Here is a 23,318-nt window from a genome sequence, read left to right on the forward strand (position 1 = left end):
ATCCTTTCGCTTTTGCGCATTTCAACAACCGTAAAAATGAATTATCTTCGCAGCCGTAAAAATTATGTATTATGTGGGTTTGGATCCTTTTTATTGCTCTGATCATCTTTTTTCTGGCACTTGACCTCGGTGTGTTCAACAAACACGAACACGTTATAAAAAGCAAGGAAGCGGCTATATGGACGGCCATTTGGGTCTCTGTAGCCCTAGCCTTCAGCGGCGTCATCTATTGGCTGTTTTCCAGTGGCATAGTCGAAAACCCCACAAATCTCACGCCCAACAAGGCCGTTCTAAAATATATTACCGGCTACCTTATAGAGCTATCGCTCAGTATCGACAACGTTTTTGTGATCGCGGTCATCTTTTCGTCCTTTAAGATACCGGCCCTCTACCAGCACCGGGTCCTCTTTTGGGGAATCTTGGGGGCCATCGTTTTTAGGGGCCTGATGATTTTCTTCGGTGTGGCCCTGATCACCAAATTCGAATGGATCATCTACGTCTTCGGCCTCTTCTTGTTGTGGACGGCCTATAAGATGCTCAAAGGGGACGATGAGGACTTCAATCCCAAAGATTCCTGGGTATTCAAACAGATCAGAAGGGTCTACCCCATTACCTCTACCATGCACGGCCATGATTTCTTTATCAAAAAACGGGGACTCAAAGCGGCAACACCGCTTTTTGTGGCCTTGGTTGTCATAGAACTGACCGATGTATTATTTGCGCTGGATAGTATTCCCGCCATTTTGGCCATCACGGCAGACCCTTTTATCGTATTCAGTTCCAACATATTGGCCATCTTAGGTTTGCGTTCCATGTACTTCTTGATCTCTAGGATGCTGGCGAAATTCAGGTTTATCAACTACAGCCTTGTGATCATTCTGGCCTTTGTAGGCCTAAAAATGCTGTTCTCCCATCAAATCGAACTTCCGGAATGGTTATCCCTCGCAGTGATATCCGTCTCCTTGTTAGCGGGTATAGCGGCCTCCCTCCTTATTCCTGTCAAGGAGGAAGAAGCGAATGAGGAATAGATTTATTGGTCGGGATAAAGGAAAAATCGGGAGCTTGGCCCATCAGTTTTTGAACAAGGCCCCGTACAACTTGCCTACGCCCCAATTTCCCAAGGGAAAGTAAAGCGCAAAGAACAAGGCCATCGCCAAACTGAAGTTCCGAATACCAAAAAATCGGTCCATTAAATTATCGGGATAGGCATAGGAGGTCCCAAAACAATAGCCCCCGAATTCCAAAAAGCCCATCGCTACCAGTCCGTAGGCATACTGGGTATGGAAGGGAAGCTTTCTAAGCAACAAGGATATGGGCACCATATATAGAAGGTAACAGCTGATTACCTGCCACCAATAGGTAAACTTGGCGATTTCCATCGCAGTACCAAAGCAGTTCATCCCCATGCCCCAACTGAAATAAACGATACAATAGAGCGCCCATAAACGCCTATCTACCAAAAGCTTGGGTTTTGCCCAGGCCAAAAACTCAGCTATCATGTTATTTGGCTTCAAGTTTGGCGTCGATAATACCGAGCGCATCCTTTACGGTTTGCATTTTGTCCATGTCGGCATTCTCCAACATAATATCGAACTCGTCTTCCACATCGAGTACAATATCTACCAAATTGGCCGAATTGATATTGAGCTCACTGATAAAATTACTTTCCAAGCCAATGGCATCGACAGAAACATCTTCGGGCAAATACACCTTTATAATGTCTTTTAGCTTATTGTACTTTGTCTCTTCCTCCATAATTTTCAAGTCGATTCTATTTCTTTACGTTTCGTTTTAATCCGTATACCGTTTAAAAATAACACAAGCATTGACATCGCCAAAACCAAAACTGGCTTTTGCCAAAATTGAAGGCTTATAAGCCCTACTTTTTTGGGGGATGGCCCTCTGGTCTATAATCTTGGATATTTCAGGATGCACGTCTTCGCAATTCAGGTTTCCGAAAAGCACTTCCTTTTCAAACTGAAGCACGGCCGCCACACATTCGATACTGCCCGCGGCCGACAGACAATGTCCGAAATAGCCCTTGAAAGAATTGACATAAGGGAAATCCGTTCCCGAACGCCCTAATGCGGCACTCCAATTGGCGATTTCCAGGGCATCCTTGCCCGTGGCCGTCAAATGTCCGTTGATCGCATCGATATCGGCGCTATCGATACCCGAATTGCCGATCGCCTGTAAGATGCAGCGTTGTACGGCTTCGCTATTGGGGGCGGTCATACTGCCATCTCCCCTTTGGCCACCGCTGTTTACCGCACCGCCCAGGATTTCGGCATAGATATGGGCACCGCGGGCCCGGGCACTTTCCAAGGATTCCAAGAGCAAGGCCCCTGCCCCACTGCCCGGTACGAATCCCGCTGCGGTGGCACTCATGGGCCTACTGGCCGCTTCCGGACGGTCATTGTACTGCCGGGGAAGGATGCGCATGGCATCAAAACCGGCCCAGACATAGGGACCGCTATCACTGCAGCTTCCGACCAACATACGTTCGGCCTGCCCCTGCGCGATACGTTCATAGCCCATAAGAACGCCTTCGGTTCCCGTGGTACAAGCCGAGGAATTGGTGGTGACCTGATTCCCGCATCCCAAAATACCGCCCAAATAGGCGCTTACCCCACTGGCCATGGTCTGTATAACACTGGTACTGCCCAATCGGCGTACGTTCTTTGCATCGATTTGATGAATGGCTTCCCGAAACTTGGCCACGCCCAAGGTCCCCGACCCGAAAAGGACCCCACTGTCCCAATCCGGCGCTTCCTTTTCGGCTATCGCCAAGCCGGCATCTTTCCAGGCATCGCTTCCGGCGATTACCCCGTACATAATGCCCGTAGCATTCAGGCCCCGTAATTGTAAAGGCGTAAAGTATCGGGCGAGCAATTCCTCGGTAAGTTCCGGTTGGGCCGCGATCTGACAGCCGAATTCCAGCTCTTTCAACCCGGGCTGAAAGCGGATACCACTTTTTCCGACGGCCATGGCCTCGGCAAAATCCCCTAGGCCTATTCCGTTGGGTGCACATACGCCCATTCCCGTAATCACTACTCTTCTACGCATGGGTATGGGTTTTGAGCATTCCTGATATTTCACCTTTACAGACCAGCTTCCCTTCGGAATTATACATTTTTACGCTACACTTCAGTTTATTGAACCGAAAATATAGTTTTTGGGAGCTTACGCTTACCTTTTCATTCGGAAAGACAGGAAGCAAAAATTCCATTTGGCTACTGCTGAGTCCGATTTCCACTCCCTTGGAAGCCTCCCCCAATAAAAAGACACCCAGGCACACCAAGCCGATCTGCGCACAGCATTCGGTCAAGATAACACCCGGGGTTACGGGAAGGTCCTTAAAGTGCCCCTTATAGAAATACGAATCCCCATAAAAGGTATAACTGCCCATAGCTCCGTTTTCATCGACCGCGATCAGCTCGTCAACGAACAGAAAGGGTTCCGCATAGGGCAATTGGTCTATGATATGGCTATGATCCATTATTTGATGGTTCTATTATGTTTTGATCTTTACTATTTACGCTTCGCCCTAAACTACCTTAAACTCTCCCCGCCATCTACCTTGATGACGGTACCGGTAATCCATTGGGCCTCATCGGTACTTAAAAGATAGACCACCTTGGCGACGTCTTCCGGCAGGGTCAAACGCCCGTTCGGATTGCGCTTCACGGCATTTTCCTTCAACACCTCACTATGGGGAATCATACGAAAGGCCTTGGTATCGGTAGTACCGGCCTGTATGCAATTCGCTTTGATGCCTTTGGGGGCGTATTCCAAGGCGATGTTCCTTACCAAGGCCTCCAAGCTAGCCTTGGCCGCTGAAACGGCTGCATAGCCCTCCCAGGCCCTGCTGCTACCTTCACTGGTAAAGGCCAAGATACGGGCGTCTTCGTCGAATAGCCCCGCACCGTACACCTCCTTGGTCCAATCGTAGAGGCTTAAGGCCATGGCGTTTAAGGTAATCTCGATATCCTGACGGTTCAAACCGGGACCTTCATCGGAAAGCATGGGTTTCAAGCTTCCCTTGGCAATACTGTGCACCATCACCTTAATCTTTCCGGAAGTGGACAATACCCGTTTCATTTCCTCGACCGTCTCCTTTCTTCTTTCCGCATTTGCGACGTCCACATTAAAACTTAAGAGTTTCACCCCCGTTGAAGTAATTTTTTGAAAATGGGAGTTAACTTCCTCTAAATCAATCTTCCTGTCCCTGTGTACGATACAGATAGAATAGCCATGGGCGGCCATTTTTTTTGCCGTGGCCAATCCCAATCCACTACTTCCCCCAAGAATAAGCACCCACTGTTCCATGATCAATTTTATTTCGTTTATGTTCGTGATTCCCTACCATTCCAACAAGACCCGCTGTGCCGAGAATCCCGGCCCAAAACTAAGGATAAGGCCTTGTTCTCCCGGTTTCAGTCCCTTGTCCATAAAGCGCTCCAATACGTAAAGTACGGTCGCGCTGCTCATATTCCCGTATAGCCGCAGTACCTCTCGGGTATCGTCTATATTTTTTCCCATGGACCCAAAAAGGGCTTCCACCGTTTGAACGATTTTCTTTCCCCCGGGATGGAAAATCAGATGGTCTACGGCAGCTATGGAGGTGCCATGCTTTTCCAAAAAGGGGTGGACGATTTGAGGAAAATGCTCCGCTATGGTTTCCGGCACCGCAATATCGAGGATCATTTTGAGTCCGTGATTCGTCAGGTCGAAGCCCATGAGATGGGTAGCATCCTTAAAATGGTACATTTCGCCCCCTTTGATCTTTGGCCCCTCGGCCTTGGCCTCGGAAGACAAGAGCACACAAGAGGCCCCGTCGCCAAAGATGGCCGCACTTACCATATTGGCCATGGAAAAATCGTTCAACTGAAAGGTGGCGGTAGGACTCTCAACGGCAACGACCGCGGCCCGTTTTCCGGGAAGGGACTTCAAAAAGTTATAGGCATAGATCAGGCCCGATACCCCGGCGGCACAGCCCATTTCCGTTACCGGAAGCCGAACGACATCTTGCCGCAGGCCCAGGTCGTTGATCAAATAGGCGTCCAAGGAAGGGATCATAATACCCGTGCAGCTCACGGTGATGATATAATCCACACTATCGGCCTGCCAATCGCTGGCCTTTAAAGCCTTTTCCAGAACCTTCTTTCCCAGTTTTTTTACCTCACGTACGTAAATGGTGTTCTTATCCTCAAAGGAAGTGGCCGTAAAGACCTCCTCGGGTGCCATAATGCTGTAGCGTCGGTCTACGGCCGCCCCTTCAAAAATCTTTATCACCTTACGTCTAAAACGGTCTTCTTGTCCCGAAAGCCACAGGTTGACAAGGGGCAATATTTCTTCCGTAGGCTTGCTATAATCGGGCAATTGCTTGGCCGCTTTTACTATTCGAACTTCATTCATATATCTAAGTCGGTCATTAATGTTGGGCCAGCCATAGGTACCTAAAAGCCCATTTTTGTTCAATACTATGCCTCATTTGGGGCAATTTTTCGGCAAAGGCCTCCAGTTCCCCCTTGACAAACCCACTCTTAATCGAGGTGAGTCCGTCTTGCTTGGCAATATCCGTGCGTATAAAAATAGTACTAAAGAGTTTAAAAAGGTAATACGCCCAAACGCTACGCTGTAAATCGTTAATAATAAAACCGATTCGGCCCAGTTTGGAAAATTGATCCAAAAACCGGGGAATCTCTTCGTCCTTAAAATGGTGCATGGTGAGCGTACAAAGCAAAATATCGCAAGGCAATTCATCGGGTCGTAAGGCCAAAATATCTTGTTGTAAATATATGATTTCAGGAAAATCACGCGATTGTTCCCGAGCGAGGGCTAGGCTCTTCCCGTTCAAATCCACCCCCATACATGCTATGGAAATTTTTCGCTTTCGCGCCCATAAAACCACGGAACGAAGCATACTTCCGTTGCCGCAACCCATATCTAAAATCGTATATGATTCCTTTGGATGTTCCGATATTAAAGCTTCTACGGCTTTTATGGTCAAGTTATTCCCGTTCAACAGGCGATTGGCCCGATCAATATCCAATAACACCGCATTAAGACGTGTTTCGTCTAGGGACAGATCGTCCATTAACTCGGTTTCCCTATTCCTTTTTAAAAAATCAGCCATCTAGTGTATCGGTTTCCCATGTGTAAATCGAATCATCCGTTTCAAGAGCCAAGGCCATTTTACAATATATGCAATCGCCCTTTCCGACAACGTAGGATGCAAGAGCAATCCCTGCAACTGCCTACCGGCCCACAATCTTTTCCTAAAGGTACGGTTCCAGGTCGTTCTATAGGCCCGCTCCATAGCTTTACGACGCAAGCCTTGCCTTAAAAAGGCATCGATGAGCTCCGAAGCTATTTTGGCGCTATGAACGGCCATCGCCATGCCGTTACCACAAAGGGGATGGATCAAGCCCGCCGTATCGCCACACATCAAAATATGGTTTTCTACGGGTTGCTTCGGATGGAAGGAAATCTGGGCAATGGTCAAAGGCTGCTCGAACAAGGGAAGGGCATCGGCGAGAAAATCGCGTAAAAACGGATTGCCACTTACCACATTGGCATTGAACTGCCCAATATCCTTTTCCTTCCGGAAACTATCATAAGACGTGAGGTAGCAAAAATTCACCGCTCCCGACTCCGTCTTTGAGAGCCCCCCATAACCCCCCTTAAAATTATGGAGCCCCACTTGGTTCCCCGGAAAGCCTTCAACTTGATAATGTGCCTTGACGGCCAGCCAAGAGGATTTTTGCCGAATGAACTTTCGGTCCAGCTGCTTATCCAATACGTTCCGCTTGCCGTAGGCCCCTATCACAATATTTGATGTATAACTTGAACCTTTTTCCGTAACTAACTTAAATATAGATTTTTCAAACTCAATAGAAACCACGGCCTCAAAAGCAAAAAACACACCACAGGCCACCGCCCTTTGGTAGAGCAAATGATCCAGGGCATAGCGACTAATACCGGTGCCGCCCAGGGGCAAGCGGACCTCTAACACCGCCCCATTGGCGGTGGAAAACTTCAGTTGATCAATAGCGACCGCACCAAAATCGTTGAGATCCACTCCTAGGCGCCTGAGGTAGGGAAGCACTTCATTGGAGACATATTCGCCACACACCTTGTGATGGGGATAGGGCTTCTTTTCAAAGACAGCCACCTGATGACCCGCCTTTGCCAAATGAATGGCGGCCGTTAATCCGGCCAGACCTCCCCCAACAATGATGACGTCAAAATGCTTCACTAATGGAAGATAGTCATTTTAAACAAAAAAAATACCGACAGGAGCTGCCGGTATTTTTTCTATAAATGGAATGGGTTAAAAGAGAGTCTGTTACCCTTTTACCTTTTGTTTTGCTTCTTGCTTCAGCGCCTCACTGGCCACGATAGCCAATTCTACCCTTCGGTTTTTGGCCTTTCCCTCCTTGGTATCGTTATCCGCTACCGGTTGGGTCTCACCATACCATTTGGTTTCGAGGCGACTCCTATCGATACCTTGTGAAATCAAGTAATTGGTTACCGAGGTAGCCCTTTGTTTCGATAGGTTCATATTGTAATCTTCGGGTCCCGCACTATCGGTATGCCCTTCGATCAATACATTTGATTTAGGATATTCCTTCAAGATTTTGGCCATACTGTTCAAAGTCGTTCTTGAAGTACCTTGTACGGCAGATTTATTGGTTTCGAAATAAACCCCGGCATCTTCGTTAAAGGTTACGTTGATCCCTTCACCGACACGGCTTACTTCCGCCCCGGGAATCTCTTCCTCGATACGTTCCGCCTGACGGTCCATTCGATCACCGATATAACCGCCGGCAACCCCACCTATGGCAGCACCAAGAATTGCGCCCAATACGGTGTTGTTTCCGTCCCCGACGTTGTTTCCGATAATTCCACCGATGGCGGCACCACTACCGGCGCCTATTACGGCTCCCTTTTGCTTGTTATTGGCATTCTGTATAGTCTTACACCCTACGACCATAGTCATGGCCATGATAATGTACGCTGATTTTATTACGAGCTTTTTCATATTGCTGATCTTATTGTTTTACGAAATTATAGATAACCGAAACCGGACTCCCATCGACATTTACGTCGGACTTCAACCTCATTTGCGAATCCGAGAGGGATAGGATCTCTAGACGATACCCCGTTCTCCCATATAAGTCCTTTTTCTTTTCATCGATAAACTTGAATTGCAACTTATCGTTGCCGTTTTCGTTTTCAAGCACCGACCACCTGATGTTTCGGGCACCTCCGGGACAGACACTGTTGCTTGTGGGTATGGTATAACTCCCCGTACTATTGTTTTCTAAAAAAGACCATTTACTGCCTTCAAAACAAAACCCGTTGGCATCGTTAAAAAGCATAGATTTAAAAGAGCCTCCATCACCTTCATAGCCAACATCCTCTAAAAGCCATGTACCATTGATGGTCTTACGTTGTTCACGCACTTCTTTTGATAGGGAACATGATGCCACTACCAGAGCCAGTGCGAGCATCAATACACTATTTTTGATCATAATTTTGATTTAAGGTTTGCCTATATACGTTTAAGACTATCGATTTGTTGCCTTAAAAGCGTTAAACAATTATTAATACTGCAAAAATAATGTTCCAAGGGCTTTCCTACAGCCGTAAAACCTAAGATTTTTATCTTGTATCAATACGCCAGAAGTTCTTGTAGCGCCTTTTCAAACCGGGATTTCGGCAAATAATTGTCCTCTAGGTTTTTAGCGAAGGGAATCGGCGTTTCCAAGCTCGCCACGCGCCTGATCGGCGCATCTAAACAGGTGAAGCGGTTTTCGGTGACCATGGCCGAAATATCGCTGGCTATACCCCCGAACAGGCTGTCTTCTTGAAGAATGATAAGTTTTCCGGTTTTCTCTACCGAGGTGTATACCGATTCCATATCCAAGGGCGCCAAGGTTCTTAGATCGATCAGATCGGCACTGATGTGGGCTTGCTTTTCCAGAGTGGCCAAGGCCCAATGCACACCCGCACCATAAGTAACGATGCTTACGTCCGTACCTTCCTTTAAGACACTCGCCTTTCCAAAGGGAAGCGTATAATAATCCGTCGGCACATTTTGGTATACACTGCGGTATAAGGCCTTGTGTTCGAAGAAGAGTACGGGATTGGGGTCGTTTACAGCGGTGGCCAACAAGCCTTTTGCGTCATAGGGAAAAGCCGGATACGCCACTTTGAGTCCCGGAGTCTTGGTAAACCAGGCCTCGTTCGTCTGCGAATGGAAGGGTCCCGCCCCCACATCGCCCCCACAGGGCATACGAATGACCACGTCGGCCTTTTCGCCCCAGCGGTAATGCGATTTGGCCAAGTAGTTGACCACGGGATTAAAACCACTGCTTACAAAATCGGCAAACTGCATCTCGACCACGGCCTTCATGCCGTTAATGGAAAGTCCCATAGCCGTTGAAACAATCCCCGATTCACAAATGGGGGTATTCCGAACGCGTTCTTTCCCAAAAGCCTCCACAAACCCTTCGGTAATCTTAAAGACCCCTCCGTAATCGGCTACGTCTTGCCCCATAATGACCAGATTGGAGTGTTTTTCCATAGACTGTCGCAACCCGTTTGAAATGGCGTCTACCAAGCGAATCCGCTCAACGACCTTCCCCGACTCGACGGCTTTCTCCCTAAAAGGCGCATAGACATCGGAAAGTTCCTGTGCTTCTTCCGATTCCACCTCGGTTTCCGCAAAGGCGAGTTTTAAATGGTCGTTGATTTGATTTTCGATTTCGGTACGTAGGTCTTCAATTTTTTCGGGGGTCAATATACCCTCATCCAAAAGAAAGGCTTCGTAATTTGAAATGGGATCCTTCTTTGCCCATTCCGCCATCAATTCCTCCGGCACGTATTTGGTGCCACTGGCCTCCTCGTGTCCACGCATGCGAAAGGTCTTGAACTCGATCAATACGGGGCGCGGGTTTTCCCGAATATCTTCGGCGATGGCCTTTAGCTTGGTATACACCTCTATAATGTGGTTGCCATTAATCGTATACGATTCCATTCCGTAGCCCACACCCCTATCCACTAGGTTTTTGCAGTTGTATTGCTCACGGGTCGGGGTGGAAAGTCCGTATCCATTGTTCTCTATACAGAAGATTACGGGCAGGTCCCATACCGAGGCAATGTTCAGGGCCTCGTGAAAATCGCCCTCGCTCGTACCGCCCTCACCGGTAAAGACCGCGGTAACGGTTTTCTTTTGTTGCAGCTTAGCCGCTAAGGCTATCCCATCGGCCACGCCCAATTGCGGACCAAGATGGCTGATCATCCCTATAATCTTGTACGCTTGGGTCCCGAAGTGAAAACTCCGGTCACGCCCCTTGGTAAAGCCGCTCATTTTACCCTGCCATTGCGCAAACAAGCGGTGCAAGGGAATATCGCGAGTGGTAAACACCCCGAGGTTTCTATGCATGGGCAACACATACTCGTCTCGGTTCAAGGCGTTCACCACCCCTACGGAAATGGCTTCTTGACCGATACCGCTGAACCATTTGGAAATCTTGCCCTGTCGTAACAGGACCAACATTTTCTCTTCGATCATTCGCGGCCGCAACAGGTCTTTGTACAGCTTAAACAAGGTCTCTTCAGTAAGTTGATGCTTGGCATAATGCATAATGGAGGGGATGTCTTTTTGGATTTCAGCAGCTAAATGTAGCAAAAATACCACATCTGGCGCTCGATTTGTTATATATAATAGTTGGCCATATTTTACTAACTTTGATAAAAATTATAAAGCAATCACATGAGTGCAATACCTAGCGTAGATTTAAGGGATTTTGTTTCGGATAGCAGCGAAAGAAAAGAGAAGTTCATAAAAGAAATAGGCGCCGCTTTCGAGAACATCGGCTTTGTGGCCCTTAGCGGTCATTTTCTATCGGAAGACCTGGTAAAGAACCTATATGACGAAATAAAGAAATTCTTCGACCTTCCGCAGGAGGTGAAGGACAAGTACGAAATAGAGGGCATCGGCGGGCAACGCGGATACACCTCCTTTGGCAAGGAACACGCCAAGGGACGCAAAGAAGGCGACCTTAAGGAGTTTTGGCACTTTGGCCAATACGTTGAAAACGACCCCAAGCTCGAAGCGGAATACCCCGACAATGTTGAGGTTGCCGAACTGCCCAAGTTCAATGAGGTAGGCAAGGAAACCTATAAGATGTTGGAAAAAACCGCTAAATACGTACTACGGGCCTTGGCCCTCCACCTCGGTCTGGAGGAAAACTACTTTGACGAATTTATCAAAAACGGGAATTCCATACTCCGCCCGATCCACTACCCTCCCATAACTTCCGAACCTAAAAATGCGGTACGTGCCGCCGCCCACGGCGACATCAACCTTATCACCTTATTAATGGGTGCCCAGGGAAGGGGACTCCAGGTGAAGAACCACAAGGGCGAGTGGGTAGATGCCATTGCACGGCCCGACCAGCTCATGATCAACGTAGGCGATATGCTATCGCGCCTCACGAACAACAAATTGAAGTCCACCATACACCAAGTGATCAACCCGCCAAAAGAACTTTGGGGCTCTTCACGCTATTCCATTCCTTTCTTTATGCACCCGATAAGCGGCATGCCCTTGAACTGTTTGGAAAACTGCATTGACGAATCGCACCCGAAACAATTTGAGGATATCACCGCCGGGGAGTTCCTGCACGAACGTTTGATCGAACTCGGACTTATAAAAGGTTAAGCATGGATTTACAGGACCAACTCAAGAACTTATTTCCGGACCACGAGCCCGAAACCCCGGAACCGACGGCTGCGGAAAAAAGCGACATCTGGCTTCAAGACGACCCGATCATCTGCAAATACGAAAAGCGAAAAGGGAAACCTATCACGATTCTAGAAGGCTATAACGGCGCCGAAAGCGATTTTAAGAAATTGGCAAAAGAGCTTAAGACCAAACTCAGCGTTGGGGGCTCTTTTAAAAACGGACAAATCATAATTCAGGGCGATTATAGGGACCGTATTATGACTTTGTTGAAAGAAAAAGGTTTTTCGGTCAAACGCGTTGGCGGATAAACCCCGTAAACACGGGCCTTGCCATGGCATATATGGCAAGTCCGTAATTGTGTTAATTATTTTTGCTTTTTTTTCAATAAATAGTACTTTTATTGACTAGAACCTAATTATACCTTAAATGAGTTCCCTTTTGCACATCACCAACGGAGATAGCTTTACGGAAAGACTTAAATCATTAAAACTTAAGGGGGACATCATCACATGGCGTGAGATGCTCTGCGAAGGAAAAACGCTGACCAATGTGGGAAGCGAACCTTTCTGGAAAGCCCGTTTTGAGTTTTTGAACAAGAACTATAAAGTTTCAAAATCTTGGTTTATAGAGAAAACCTTAAAGGAATATCGTTCCCTCTGTAATCACAAGCAACAAGATGAAATTGTTCTTTGGTTTGAGTATGACCTTTTTTGTCAGATCAATATGATCGCCGTACTAAGCTGGCTAAAGATCAACCGCAAGTATGCCCAGATTTCACTGGTCTGCAGCGGAAAGGAAGACAACTCCAACAAAATGTACACCCTCAACGAGCTGAACGACGAGCAGCTGTTGAAACTATACGAAAACAAAATAGAATTAAGTCAAGACGATATAGAGTATGCCGATTACGTATGGCAACTGTATTGTAGCGACAACCCCATCCGCCTTGAAAACCTTACCGATTACGGTGAGTTTCAGTTCAACTACCTTTCCGACGCCATACATTCGCACCTGCACCGTTTCCCAAGTATCAAAAACGGCCTGAACGAAATGGAAAACAGCATTTTACAACTGGCAGTGGAAAAGAAACCGAAATCAAAAGGCGCCTTTGTTACCGAAATCATGGAAAACCAAAAATTCCTAGGTTTCACCGATAACCAGTTCGATAGGGCCTTGGGGCGCTTAAAACCCTTGTTCACTAGCTTTAACCCGGTGCGATTATCGAAAAAAGGAAAGGAAATCCTCGAAAACAAGACCAGCTACTACTCGTGCATCCAAGATAACGACGTGTATTTAGGCGGGGCCCTCAAGTACAACTTTCTATACAATACCGAGGCCAATAGGATCTTAAAACTCTAACCGCATGCAATTAAGACCCTCTGAGCTTGTCTTAAATGCGGATAAAAGCATCTATCATTTAAATTTACGCCCCGAGGATATCGGACACACCATCATTACCGTAGGTGACCCCGATCGCGTAGGGGCGGTTTCCAAATTTTTTGATACCGTAGAACTAAAAAAAGGCAAACGGGAATTCCACACCCATACCGGAACCCTGAACGGCAAACGCCTTTCGGTAGTCTCCACAGGTATAGGCACCGATAACATCGACATCGTCTTCAACGAACTCGATGCCCTTGTCAATATCGATTTCGACACCCGAAGTCCAAAAGAAGAAAAAACGGTATTGGATATCGTAAGAATCGGCACATCGGGATCTATCCGACCCGACATTCCCATAGATTCCTTTTTAATGAGCGAATACGCCATAGGTTTTGATGGCCTATTGCACTTTTACGATAGCGAACACATACAGGAAACCGATATATCAAAAGCCTTCGTCACACATGCCGATTGGTCGCCGAACAAATCGGTGCCCTATGTGGTAAAATACGATAAAAACCTTGGCGACCAGCTTATATCAAATCGTATACGATTAGGCGCTACCGTAACGAATATAGGCTTTTACGGACCACAAAGTCGTGTTTTAAGACTCCAACTGAGCGATCCGGAACTTCAGGCCAAACTCGACTCTTTCGAACACAAGGGCATACATATTACCAACCTTGAAATGGAGACTTCGGGCATTTACGGACTTTCCAAATTACTCGGACACCGTGCCGTTTCCATGAATTGCATTCTGGCCAATCGGGCAACCGGCGCGTTTAGCACGGAGCCTACCAAGTCCGTTGAAAACCTAATCCAGTACACCTTGGAAAAATTGACCACCGGTTAATCGGACATCCAGTTCGACTTTTCCCATATCCCAAAAAGACCACGCTGTAACATCCATTCGTTTTATCGTATTGCCAAGGCGTACTTTTTTTTAATTTTACCGCTACAAGCAGAATTATAGCAATTATGAAGAAAGTGAGAATCATAGGCGTTCCCGAACATTTCAACCTTCCCTGGCATATGGCCATGGAAGAAGGGGCTTTTGAAGAAAGAGGTATAGACCTTGAATGGACCGATGTGCCCGAAGGAACGGGTAAAATGTGCCAAATGCTCCAAAACCAGGAAACCGAACTGGCCATTATCTTGACCGAAGGCCTTGTAAAAAGTATTACCGAAGGGAATCCCACTAAAATTGTTCAAGAATACATTTCCTCCCCCCTACAATGGGGCATTCACGTAGGCGCCAAAAGTCCATATAAGTCCATAGCCGACCTCAAGGACACCAAGGCCGCCATTAGCCGACTGGGTAGCGGAAGTCACTTAATGGCCTTTGTAAATGCCAAAAACGAAGGATGGGCGACCGACTCCCTCTCCTTTGAAATCATAAACAACCTTGACGGGGCCGTTACCGCCCTGACAGAAGGCCGGGCGGACTATTTTATGTGGGAACACTTTACGACCAAACCTATAGTAGACCAAGGGCTTTTTAGACGCCTGGGCGACTGCCCTACCCCATGGCCCTGTTTCGTGGTAGCCGTTACACAGAAATTTATAGACGAAGAGGCAGCTACCCTAAACCATATTTTGGAGGTTATCAACAACTACACTTTGGAGTTCAAGGAGATACCGAGTATCGACCGCACCCTGGCCAATAGGTACGGCCAACAACTTGAAGATATTAAGGAATGGTTAAAAATAACCCGCTGGGGACAGATTCAAACAAACCCACAAACCATTGAAAAGGTGGTAGATACCCTATTTGACCTAAAGTTAATCGACAAAAAGTTGAAACCGGACGAAATTTTACAAACTTTTAGCAATTGACCCCTTGATTTGAATTGGACTGTATTTTAATTTTATACTAGATTAAACCAAAGTTCAATTTATTCTTATTCAAAATGAAAACCAAACCAGCAAGAACATCACAGTTTTTAGTTGTGCTTGTATTTTTCTGTGGTATTCTTTTTGCACAAGCACAAACCTTTTACGCGCTTCAAATCGACCGTAACATTCGCGAAAAAGCCAAGGACATTACGGCCGAATATCAACCAAGCCTTGTTATGGGCGCCGAACAGGCATTGGATTTCCAAAGTACGGTAGCCAAATACCTGGTGAAGCGAAAGTCCATTGAAGACAACGCCAACATGTCAGAAGGGGAAAAACGCCATCACCTAAAAACCATATCGAAGCACGAAAGCTTTGAAATGGCAGACGTACTCTACCCCTATCAATATCAGGAATATTTACGCGTAAAGCCGGAGATACAGCCCCTCCCACCAAAAAGCATAGGATTTGAAGACGCCATTGCCGATAACCAAACTACCAATTAATAGGCTTTAGCCCTTTCTTTTCAAGAATTTCATTGGTCTGGCTAAAATGTCGGTTTCCGAACCAATAGCCACGATTGGCACTTAAGGGCGATGGATGTCCCGAAGTCAAGATATGGTGTTTGTTCTTATCGATCAATCCCGCTTTTTTCTTTGCGAACCCTCCCCAAAGTAGAAAAACAAGGTCTTCTTTTTCTTTGGATAGCGTTCTGATGACCGCATCGGTAAACCTTTCCCATCCTTTTTTCTGATGGCTTCCCGCCTCATGGGCCCGTACGGTAAGCGTCGCATTCAAAAGAAGCACCCCTTGATCGGCCCAACGTTCAAGGTTTCCACTTTGGGGATAGGGTTTCCCTAAATCGGTTTCGATTTCCTTAAAAATATTGATCAAGGATGGCGGATGGGGCACCCCGTCCTTTACCGAAAAACAAAGGCCGTTCGCCTGGCCGGGGCCATGGTAGGGGTCTTGACCGATAATGACCACCTTGGTCGCATCAAAAGGACTATGATCAAAGGCGGCAAAGATGTCCTTTCCCTTGGGATAACAGGCATGTCGCGTATATTCTTCCTTAACGAAGGCCGTCAACTCTTTAAAATAAGCTTGCTCAAATTCTTCGGAAAGCGGTCCTAACCAGCTTTTATGTATTTGTACTGTCATTTATTATTATCATTTTTGTATTACGGTGATGACAGCCGAAAACCGGACCAAGCCTCGAAATCTTTTATCATCGGCTTCAAAAATACTTAAAAAATACAGTGCGCCCTCCCAAGAAGCGTTCCTTTAAATACCGAGAACAATGAAAAAATATCTTTTGACCCTATCAACCCTAAGCCTGCTGTTCAGCTGTATCGAGGAAAAGGAAATAAGCTCGATAGACCCCGTTAACTGGTCTAAGCGAAAGGTCGACATCTCAATGAAGGATTCTTTGGAGTTCGGCAAAACCTACCTTTCCATCTATTCCCAGATCTATAGCATCTCGGAACATAAAACCCACAACCTGACCGCGATGGCCAGTTTGCGAAACACCAGCGACAAGGACACGGTCTACCTGACAAAGGCCGAGTATTTTGATACCCACGGAAAGGCCGTACGCACGTATTTCGACCACCCCATTTACCTTGCCCCTATGGAAACCACCGAAATCATCATTGACGAAGTCGATATCGAAGGCGGGACCGGCTCTAATTTCCTCATTGAATGGAAAATACCCAAGGGCTGCCCCGAACCCTTGTTCGAAGGTATAATGAATTCGACCATGTCACAACAAGGGCTATCGTTCACCACACAGGGAAGACGGATTGAATAAAAACCCCTTTATCGCCCAAGCCCAAGGATTTCACATCTCGTCGCCAATGCCTACCTTTGCCGTCGCAATAAATTAAGAATGGCAAATATTCACGCTAAAACCGTACAAGACCTAGAATTTCCGACTGTTTTAAAGCAGGTTTCGGCCCGCTGCTCTACGGAATTGGGAAAAGAACGCGCATTGGAAATCGGCCCGATTGACGACAAGGCATCCATTGTAACCATTCTAGGGCAAACGGCGGAGTATCTATCCTCCTTTATCAGCGAAAACCGCATCCCGCCCCATGGTTTTGACGCCATAAACAAAGAGCTTCAACTCCTCCGTATCGAAAACACTACCCTCGAGGTGGGCAGCTTTAAAAAGATCGCCACCATTTGCACCACGGTAGCCACCCAGAAAAAATTCCTTAAAAAGTTCAAGGAGTACTACCCCTTGCTTTTTGAAGTTTCCGATAAAATTGAATTGAACACCGATATCCCCAAGCAAATCGACCTAGTGATCGACCGTTTCGGGGAAGTCAAGGACAGGGCATCGAACAAACTTTTCGATATCCGCCGCCAGATGAACCAGGTAAAGGGCAAGATCGGACAGAGCTTTGCCTCGGCCCTCAACACCTATCACGGCTCCGATTATCTCGACGACATCAGGGAATCGGTAGTCGAAAACCGAAGGGTCTTGGCCGTAAAGGCCATGTACCGTAGAAAGGTAAAAGGCACCGTAATGGGCACCTCCAAGACCGGAAGCATCGTATACATCGAACCCGAGGCCACCCTAAAGTACAGCCGCGAGCTCAACAACCTGGAATACGACGAAAAAGAGGAAATTCAACGCATCTTAAACGAATTGACAGACCAAATACGGCCCTTTGGCTGGTTATTGGCGGAGTACCAGGACTTTCTCGCCCACATGGACATCACGGCCGCCAAGGCTTCTTACGCCACGGATACCAACGCATTACTGCCCGAAATCAACAACGACAAAAGGCTGTATTTGCGGGATGCCTTCCACCCCTTGTTGTATTTGAGCAACAAATTACAGCATACGGAAACCTATCCACAGACCATTGAACTGCATCCCGAAAACCGGATTATCGTCATTAGCGGTCCCAATGCCGGGGGAAAAAGTATCACCTTAAAGACAATTGGATTGCTTCAAGTAATGCTTCAATCAGGACTCCTAATTCCCGTACACGAAAGGAGTTCCGTTTGTTTATTCGATACTATTTTGACGGATATTGGGGATAATCAATCCATAGAAAACCACCTCAGTACTTATAGCTACCGCCTAAAGAACATGAAAAACTTCCTGCGGATTTGCGACAAGGAAACCCTATTCCTTATCGATGAGTTCGGTACCGGAAGTGACCCTGAATTAGGCGGGGCCCTGGCCGAGGCCTTCTTGGAAGTTTTTTACGAAAGGGAAGCCTATGGGGTCATCACCACCCACTATGCCAACCTTAAAGCCCTGGCCGACGAACTGCCACATACCACCAATGCCAATATGGTATTCAACAGCAAAACCCTGGAGCCCACCTTTCAATTGGTCTTGGGGGAAGCAGGTAGCTCCTTTACTTTTGAGGTCGCACAGAAGAACGGCATCCCCTACAGCCTCATAAACAAGGCAAAGAAGAAGATAGAGCGCGGTAAGGTCCGTTTTGATGCCACCATAGCCAAGCTACAAAAAGAACGCAGCAAAATGGCTAAAACAGGCTCTAGACTGCAAGAGGAAGAATCAAAGGCCAGGGAAGAAGCCGCCCGACTCGAAAAGCTGAACGCCAAGATAAAGAGCAAGTTGGAGAATTACCAAGAGCTCTACGACCACGACCAGCGCATGGTACAACTGGGCAACAAGGTCGACAAGGCCGCCGACCGCTACTTTATCGACAAAAAGAAACGCGTGCTGGTTTCCGAACTGCTACGCATAGTAGAAACGGAAAACAGCAAGCGCAAGAAAAAGACCGCCACACAGGCCAAGGCCGAACGCGCCAAGAAGGCCAAAGTAGTACAGGAAGTACAAAAAGAGGTCAAGGTCATTCGCGAGAAAAAGATCGTCGAAAAGAAAAAGGCGATCATCAAGGAGAAGAACAAGCCGCGCCCCGTTTTTACAATAGGCGACCGGGTACGCATGCAAGACGGGAAATCCGTTGGTACCATAGACAGCCTCGAAAAGAACAAGGCCATTGTAAACTACGGTATATTCACGACAAACGTAAGCGTTGACCAACTGGAATTGGTCGAACGAACGAAGAAGTGATGCCAGTACCTTCCTAAAAAAACTTACGCCCAAGGCCCCATGCTTGACAACTTCTTAAATCTCTTGTAAATTTAGGTCTTGACCAAATAGCACATTACCTTTACAACGTGGAAAATTCAAAACAAATCATTCTTTTTGACGGCGTTTGCAACCTGTGCAACGGCGCCGTTCAATTTGTCATAAAGAGGGACACCTTGGATGTATTCCGCTATGCCCCGCTACAAAGCGAACTTGGAAAGAAATTGATTGCGGAACGAAATATCGACTCCGACAGCATAGATTCCATTATTCTAATCGACCCAGGTGTCGCCTACTACATCAAATCCGATGCCGCCCTGGAAATCGGGAAACAATTGAGGGGATACAAAACCCTTTCGTCCATCTTACTATGGATTCCAAGGGGCTTACGTGATATCGTATACGATTTTATCGCGCGGAACCGCTACAAATGGTACGGCAAAAAAGAGCATTGCATGGTGCCTACCCCCGAATTAAGGGCCAAGTTCTTAGAGTAATACACCTCCTTTAAAAAAGATGGTCCGCAAGAAAGGCTTAGGGAATTATTTCACCTCGTCGTAATGATCGTCCCAATTCTGAACTTTGGGCTTTCCGAGCTTTCCGACCGATTTGGCGACCATCATGGCCACACAGGCGTCACCGGTAACGTTTACTACCGTACGCAACATATCCAAAGGTCGGTCTACGGCAAAAATCAAGGCCAGACCAATGGCCAGTTTATCCTCGGGAAAACCGATGGCCTCTAAAACAATGACCAACATAACCATACCCGCTCCGGGTACGGCGGCCGAGCCGATAGAAGCCAACAGGGCCGTAAGCACAATGGTCAACTGGGCGGAAAACGGCAGATCAAAACTCAGGGCCTGGGCAATGAATACAGCGGCCACCCCTTGGTAAAGGCTCGTTCCGTCCATATTAATCGTAGCCCCAACGGGCAGCACAAAACTCGATACTTCCTTATCCACCCCAATATGCTCCTCTACCCTTTCCATAGTAACCGGCAAGGTTGCAGCACTGGAACTGGTCGAAAAGGCCAAAAGCTGGGCGGGACTCATTTCTTTCAAAAAAGTCCAAGGATTATAACGGGTAAATGTAGCCACGACAACGCTGTAGAACACGATCATCAAAACCAAGCCCAAGGTGACGACCCCGGCATACTTCAATAGCGCAAACAGCAAGTTGGAATCGCCAGAGGAAACCACTACGTTGGCCAATAAGGCAAAAACGGCAACAGGTGCGGTAAGCATGATCAAATCGACCATTTTCAGTACCACATCGTTCATGGCATCGAAGAAGTTCTTTAAGGGCCGGGCCTTTTCTTCCCCTATAAGAAGCATAGAGATACCCATAAATATCGTAAAGAAGATGACCTGAAGCATTAAGCTATTATCTCCCAAGGCCTTAAAGGCGTTATCGGGCACCATATCTTCCAAAAACTGAAGCGGACCACTATCCTTTTGCTTAGAGGCCTCCTCCAGCTTCGAGGTAACCCCGCTGTCGTTCGAATAGGTTTCCGTGAGCTGGGTAATGGTATCTTCCGATATCCCGATACCCGGCTTTAAAAGATTGACCAAAATGAGTCCGATGGAAATAGCGACCACCGTAGTACCGATATAAATGGCAATGGTGCGCAAACCGATATTTCGGAATTTAGATATATCCTTTAGGTCGGATATCCCTTTTATGAGCGAAGCCAAAATCAGTGGAATTGCAATAAGCTTCAAGAGTTTTACAAAAATGGTTCCGAGAGGATTTATCCAATCTAATACAAAATCCTTCCCCCAATCCACATTAGTCATTCCAAAGCCAAAGAGAATACCCAATATCATTCCTATCAGGATCCTCCAATGTAATTCCAATTTTCGCATGCATCAAAGTTTAAGCAAGTAATATACTGTTTTTGACCCGAAAGCTGAAAAGCAACCTACAAATCGCCTCCGGATTTAAAGAATTGCCAATAATCTCATTATGAATTTGCCTTAATGGTGCGATTTAGCAAGCTAAAATCCGCCATTACCAATGCGGCCATCGCCTCAACAATAGGCACGGCACGCGGCACCACACAGGGGTCGTGACGCCCCTTGCCCTTGGTCTGCACGAAATTCCCGTCCTTATCTATGGTCTGATACGGCTGAATAACGGTCGCTACGGGCTTAAAGGCCACGTTGAAGTAAATATCCATTCCGTTGCTGATACCCCCTTGTATGCCGCCGCTATGGTTGGTCTTTGTAGTGCCATCTTGATTGAACTGATCGTTATGTGCACTCCCTTTCATGGCTACCCCGGCAAACCCGCTACCATATTCAAAACCTTTTACGGCATTGATCGAAAGCATGGCCTTGCCCAATTCGGCATGTAGTTTATCGAAAGCGGGCTCACCCAGGCCTATAGGCACATTTTGGATTACACAGGTGATAATACCGCCTATGGTATCGCCTTCCTTTCTCACCTCTTTGATATATTCTTCCATCTTTGCCGCCATGTTCGGGTCGGGACAACGAACGGGATTCGATTCGATCAGCGAAAAGTCGAGTTCTTGGTACGGGGTTTCCATTTTCATAGCACCTACCTGCGATACATAGGCGTTGATTTTCATGTCGGACAAAAACTGCTTGGCTATGGCTCCCGCCACTACCCTACTTGCCGTTTCCCGGGCCGAACTGCGCCCCCCGCCGCGGTAGTCCCTAAAACCATATTTCTTGTCGTAGACGTAATCGGCATGGGAAGGACGATAAGAATCCTTGATATGGGAATAATCATGTGATTTCTGGTTGGTATTGTGAATGGCAAAACCAATGGGGGTACCCGTAGTCTTTCCCTCAAAGATCCCCGAATAGAATTCAACGGTATCAGGCTCCTTTCTCTGGGTCACAATGGCCGATTGCCCCGGTTTTCTTCGGTCCAACTCTTTTTGAATGGCTTCAAAATCGATTTCTATTCCCGACGGACATCCATCTAAAACACCTCCTATGGCCGCGCCATGGGATTCTCCAAAAGTTGCGACCTTAAATATGTTACCGAAAGTGTTTCCTGCCATTCCTAAAAATTAAGAGTTATTAAATCGTAAAAAACATTCCTAAAAATAAAGCTTTCATGTATCCGTATGGATGTTCAAGCTATTTTCTCCTTGTTTTTCTTGCCGACCAAAGGTAAATCTTAAATTACTGTCCACCAAAATTCAGTTTTCCCTATTTACCCCTATCCCAAACAAAGCTTACTTAATGTTTATTTAATGGTTTCAAAATATATTATTATCATCTATTTGACATTCCCTTTACATCCATGGGTTTTATTTGTATAAAGTCCTCACAACAAACAAATTGATCATCAAATCGATTGCCATGACTTCAAAGGTAAAGGACTTTTTTTCTACATCAAACCACCAGAGCACATGAAAAAACGAAAATTAGATATCGTAGTAATTTCCGATGTTCACTTGGGCACACAAGCGTGCCATGCCGATGAGCTATTGACCTATTTGAGCAGCGTACAGCCCAAAATGTTGGTACTCAACGGGGATATTCTTGAGGTTCAACGCCACAAAGAAACCTTCTTCCCCCCTATCCATTCCAAAGTACTGCGTAAGATCATCACCCTCTCCATGAAGGGCACGGAGGTGTATTACATTACGGGCAACCACGATGATACGATGCGTCGTTTTTCGGGCGTGGCCCTGGGCAACCTAAAAATTGTAGACAAATTGGTGCTGAACCTGAACGGTAAAAAGACATGGTTCTTTCACGGTGATATTTTTGATATTTCGATAAAAAACACCAAATGGCTCACCAAATTGGGCGGATACGGATACGTCTTGCTCTTTGCCGCCAATAAAACCTTCAATTGGTCGCTAAAAAAGATAGGGAGGGAAAAATATTCCCTATCAAAAAAAATCAGGGACAACACCCATAAAAGCCTTCAGTATACCGCCAACTTTGAACGCTCGGTAGCGGAGGTCGCCATTGAAAACGACTATGATTATGTGGTATGCGGACACATACACCAGCCTAAAAAAATCGTATACGAAACCAAGAAAGGAGCCTGTACTTACCTCAATTCGGGTGATTGGGTCGAAAATTTGACCGCCTTGGAGTACTCCTTAAAACGCTGGAAGGTCTACCGGTACAATCACGATAAACTTTCCCCGTTTTTTATGGATGAAGAACTGAAAAACATGAACATTCAAGACTTGATCGACTCCATTGCCGATAAGGCCGAGCAACGCGAAAGGGAAGGCGAACCTCCCCTATCGTAGATTCC

General features: G+C 46.7%; 25 protein-coding genes. 11 read left to right on the top strand and 14 right to left on the bottom strand.

The features are described from left to right. Positions 1 to 71 precede the first annotated feature (71 nt). Entirely contained in the window at positions 72 to 1,028 is a 957-nt protein-coding gene (locus ZOBGAL_RS20635; RefSeq protein WP_013995704.1) for a TerC family protein, read from the top strand. 42 nt (positions 1,029 to 1,070) lie between these two features. On the opposite strand, the gene ZOBGAL_RS20640 is transcribed toward ZOBGAL_RS20635, so the two are convergent. From ZOBGAL_RS20640 to ZOBGAL_RS20690, 11 genes are all read right to left on the bottom strand, one after another. Continuing rightward, positions 1,071 to 1,499 carry a hypothetical protein gene (locus tag ZOBGAL_RS20640; protein WP_046287628.1) on the bottom strand — a complete coding sequence of 143 codons (429 nt, stop codon included), beginning with the start codon at positions 1,497 to 1,499 and terminating at the stop codon, positions 1,071 to 1,073. 1 nt (position 1,500) lies between these two features. After that, complete coding sequence (locus ZOBGAL_RS20645) at positions 1,501 to 1,755, bottom strand: phosphopantetheine-binding protein (RefSeq protein ID WP_013995706.1); 255 nt, start codon at positions 1,753 to 1,755, stop codon at positions 1,501 to 1,503. A 36-nt stretch (positions 1,756 to 1,791) separates the two neighbouring features. Continuing rightward, on the bottom strand, positions 1,792 to 3,066 hold the full coding sequence (locus ZOBGAL_RS20650) for a beta-ketoacyl-[acyl-carrier-protein] synthase family protein (RefSeq protein ID WP_013995707.1): 1,275 nt from the start codon (positions 3,064 to 3,066) through the stop codon (positions 1,792 to 1,794). After that, a complete protein-coding gene (locus ZOBGAL_RS20655; RefSeq protein ID WP_013995708.1) occupies positions 3,059 to 3,499 on the bottom strand; it encodes a 3-hydroxyacyl-ACP dehydratase FabZ family protein in 441 nt (146 codons plus the stop codon). The genes ZOBGAL_RS20650 and ZOBGAL_RS20655 overlap by 8 nt, the downstream gene beginning before the upstream one ends. A 53-nt stretch (positions 3,500 to 3,552) precedes the next feature. Further along, positions 3,553 to 4,329 carry an enoyl-ACP reductase FabI gene (locus tag ZOBGAL_RS20660; protein WP_013995709.1) on the bottom strand — a complete coding sequence of 259 codons (777 nt, stop codon included), beginning with the start codon at positions 4,327 to 4,329 and terminating at the stop codon, positions 3,553 to 3,555. 33 nt (positions 4,330 to 4,362) lie between these two features. Further along, complete coding sequence (locus ZOBGAL_RS20665) at positions 4,363 to 5,418, bottom strand: type III polyketide synthase (protein WP_013995710.1); 1,056 nt, start codon at positions 5,416 to 5,418, stop codon at positions 4,363 to 4,365. Between the two features lie 16 nt (positions 5,419 to 5,434). Further along, the gene (locus ZOBGAL_RS20670; RefSeq protein WP_013995711.1) at positions 5,435 to 6,139 is read right to left on the bottom strand and encodes a methyltransferase domain-containing protein; all 705 of its coding nucleotides are present in this window, start codon (positions 6,137 to 6,139) and stop codon (positions 5,435 to 5,437) included. Beyond that, the gene (locus ZOBGAL_RS20675) at positions 6,140 to 7,261 is read right to left on the bottom strand and encodes an NAD(P)/FAD-dependent oxidoreductase (protein WP_013995712.1); all 1,122 of its coding nucleotides are present in this window, start codon (positions 7,259 to 7,261) and stop codon (positions 6,140 to 6,142) included. Positions 7,262 to 7,351: 90 nt separating this feature from the next. Next, the gene (locus ZOBGAL_RS20680) at positions 7,352 to 8,047 is read right to left on the bottom strand and encodes an OmpA family protein (protein ID WP_013995713.1); all 696 of its coding nucleotides are present in this window, start codon (positions 8,045 to 8,047) and stop codon (positions 7,352 to 7,354) included. 10 nt (positions 8,048 to 8,057) lie between these two features. Continuing rightward, positions 8,058 to 8,540, bottom strand: a complete 483-nt coding sequence (locus ZOBGAL_RS20685; protein WP_013995714.1) for a lipocalin-like domain-containing protein — start codon at positions 8,538 to 8,540, stop codon at positions 8,058 to 8,060. Between the two features lie 140 nt (positions 8,541 to 8,680). Beyond that, positions 8,681 to 10,657: an alpha-ketoacid dehydrogenase subunit alpha/beta gene (locus ZOBGAL_RS20690; RefSeq protein WP_013995715.1), complete on the bottom strand. Its 1,977-nt coding sequence runs from the start codon at positions 10,655 to 10,657 to the stop codon at positions 8,681 to 8,683. 129 nt (positions 10,658 to 10,786) lie between these two features. On the opposite strand from ZOBGAL_RS20690, the gene ZOBGAL_RS20695 reads away from it, so the two are divergent. The 6 genes from ZOBGAL_RS20695 (at position 10,787) to ZOBGAL_RS20720 (ending at position 15,486) form a co-directional block, all read left to right on the top strand. Then, positions 10,787 to 11,737, top strand: coding sequence for an isopenicillin N synthase family dioxygenase (locus ZOBGAL_RS20695; protein ID WP_013995716.1), 951 nt, complete (start codon positions 10,787 to 10,789; stop codon positions 11,735 to 11,737). 2 nt (positions 11,738 to 11,739) lie between these two features. Next, a complete protein-coding gene (locus tag ZOBGAL_RS20700; RefSeq protein WP_013995717.1) occupies positions 11,740 to 12,069 on the top strand; it encodes a translation initiation factor in 330 nt (109 codons plus the stop codon). Positions 12,070 to 12,187: 118 nt separating this feature from the next. Next, positions 12,188 to 13,120 (top strand): DUF1835 domain-containing protein, encoded by a 933-nt coding sequence (locus tag ZOBGAL_RS20705; protein WP_013995718.1) that lies wholly within the window; start codon positions 12,188 to 12,190, stop codon positions 13,118 to 13,120. 4 nt (positions 13,121 to 13,124) lie between these two features. Beyond that, positions 13,125 to 13,997, top strand: a complete 873-nt coding sequence (locus ZOBGAL_RS20710; RefSeq protein WP_013995719.1) for a nucleoside phosphorylase — start codon at positions 13,125 to 13,127, stop codon at positions 13,995 to 13,997. 125 nt (positions 13,998 to 14,122) lie between these two features. After that, complete coding sequence (locus ZOBGAL_RS20715; protein WP_013995720.1) at positions 14,123 to 14,980, top strand: substrate-binding domain-containing protein; 858 nt, start codon at positions 14,123 to 14,125, stop codon at positions 14,978 to 14,980. A gap of 74 nt (positions 14,981 to 15,054) precedes the next feature. Then, on the top strand, positions 15,055 to 15,486 hold the full coding sequence (locus ZOBGAL_RS20720) for a hypothetical protein (protein ID WP_013995721.1): 432 nt from the start codon (positions 15,055 to 15,057) through the stop codon (positions 15,484 to 15,486). Here the strand turns inward: ZOBGAL_RS20720 and ZOBGAL_RS20725 are convergent. Next, the gene (locus ZOBGAL_RS20725) at positions 15,476 to 16,141 is read right to left on the bottom strand and encodes a uracil-DNA glycosylase (RefSeq protein ID WP_013995722.1); all 666 of its coding nucleotides are present in this window, start codon (positions 16,139 to 16,141) and stop codon (positions 15,476 to 15,478) included. The two genes, ZOBGAL_RS20720 and ZOBGAL_RS20725, sit on opposite strands and share 11 nt — an antisense overlap. Before the next feature lie 139 nt (positions 16,142 to 16,280). On the opposite strand from ZOBGAL_RS20725, the gene ZOBGAL_RS20730 reads away from it, so the two are divergent. The 3 genes from ZOBGAL_RS20730 to ZOBGAL_RS20740 all read left to right on the top strand — a co-directional run bounded on the left by ZOBGAL_RS20730 (position 16,281) and on the right by ZOBGAL_RS20740 (position 19,558). Next, positions 16,281 to 16,790 (top strand): DUF3124 domain-containing protein, encoded by a 510-nt coding sequence (locus ZOBGAL_RS20730; protein ID WP_013995723.1) that lies wholly within the window; start codon positions 16,281 to 16,283, stop codon positions 16,788 to 16,790. A gap of 78 nt (positions 16,791 to 16,868) precedes the next feature. Continuing rightward, complete coding sequence (locus ZOBGAL_RS20735; protein WP_013995724.1) at positions 16,869 to 19,043, top strand: endonuclease MutS2; 2,175 nt, start codon at positions 16,869 to 16,871, stop codon at positions 19,041 to 19,043. Between the two features lie 107 nt (positions 19,044 to 19,150). Continuing rightward, positions 19,151 to 19,558, top strand: coding sequence for a thiol-disulfide oxidoreductase DCC family protein (locus tag ZOBGAL_RS20740; protein WP_013995725.1), 408 nt, complete (start codon positions 19,151 to 19,153; stop codon positions 19,556 to 19,558). A gap of 45 nt (positions 19,559 to 19,603) precedes the next feature. Here the strand turns inward: ZOBGAL_RS20740 and ZOBGAL_RS20745 are convergent, their stop codons facing one another. Continuing rightward, on the bottom strand, positions 19,604 to 20,929 hold the full coding sequence (locus tag ZOBGAL_RS20745) for a dicarboxylate/amino acid:cation symporter (RefSeq protein ID WP_046287630.1): 1,326 nt from the start codon (positions 20,927 to 20,929) through the stop codon (positions 19,604 to 19,606). Between the two features lie 98 nt (positions 20,930 to 21,027). Beyond that, a complete protein-coding gene (gene aroC, locus ZOBGAL_RS20750) occupies positions 21,028 to 22,098 on the bottom strand; it encodes a chorismate synthase (protein WP_013995727.1) in 1,071 nt (356 codons plus the stop codon). Between the two features lie 354 nt (positions 22,099 to 22,452). On the opposite strand from aroC, the gene ZOBGAL_RS20755 reads away from it, so the two are divergent. Next, the gene (locus tag ZOBGAL_RS20755; RefSeq protein ID WP_013995728.1) at positions 22,453 to 23,313 is read left to right on the top strand and encodes a UDP-2,3-diacylglucosamine diphosphatase; all 861 of its coding nucleotides are present in this window, start codon (positions 22,453 to 22,455) and stop codon (positions 23,311 to 23,313) included. The last annotated feature ends 5 nt before the right edge of the window (positions 23,314 to 23,318 follow it).

It is taken from the genome of Zobellia galactanivorans (assembly GCF_000973105.1).
GTDB classification, from domain to species: domain Bacteria; phylum Bacteroidota; class Bacteroidia; order Flavobacteriales; family Flavobacteriaceae; genus Zobellia; species Zobellia galactanivorans.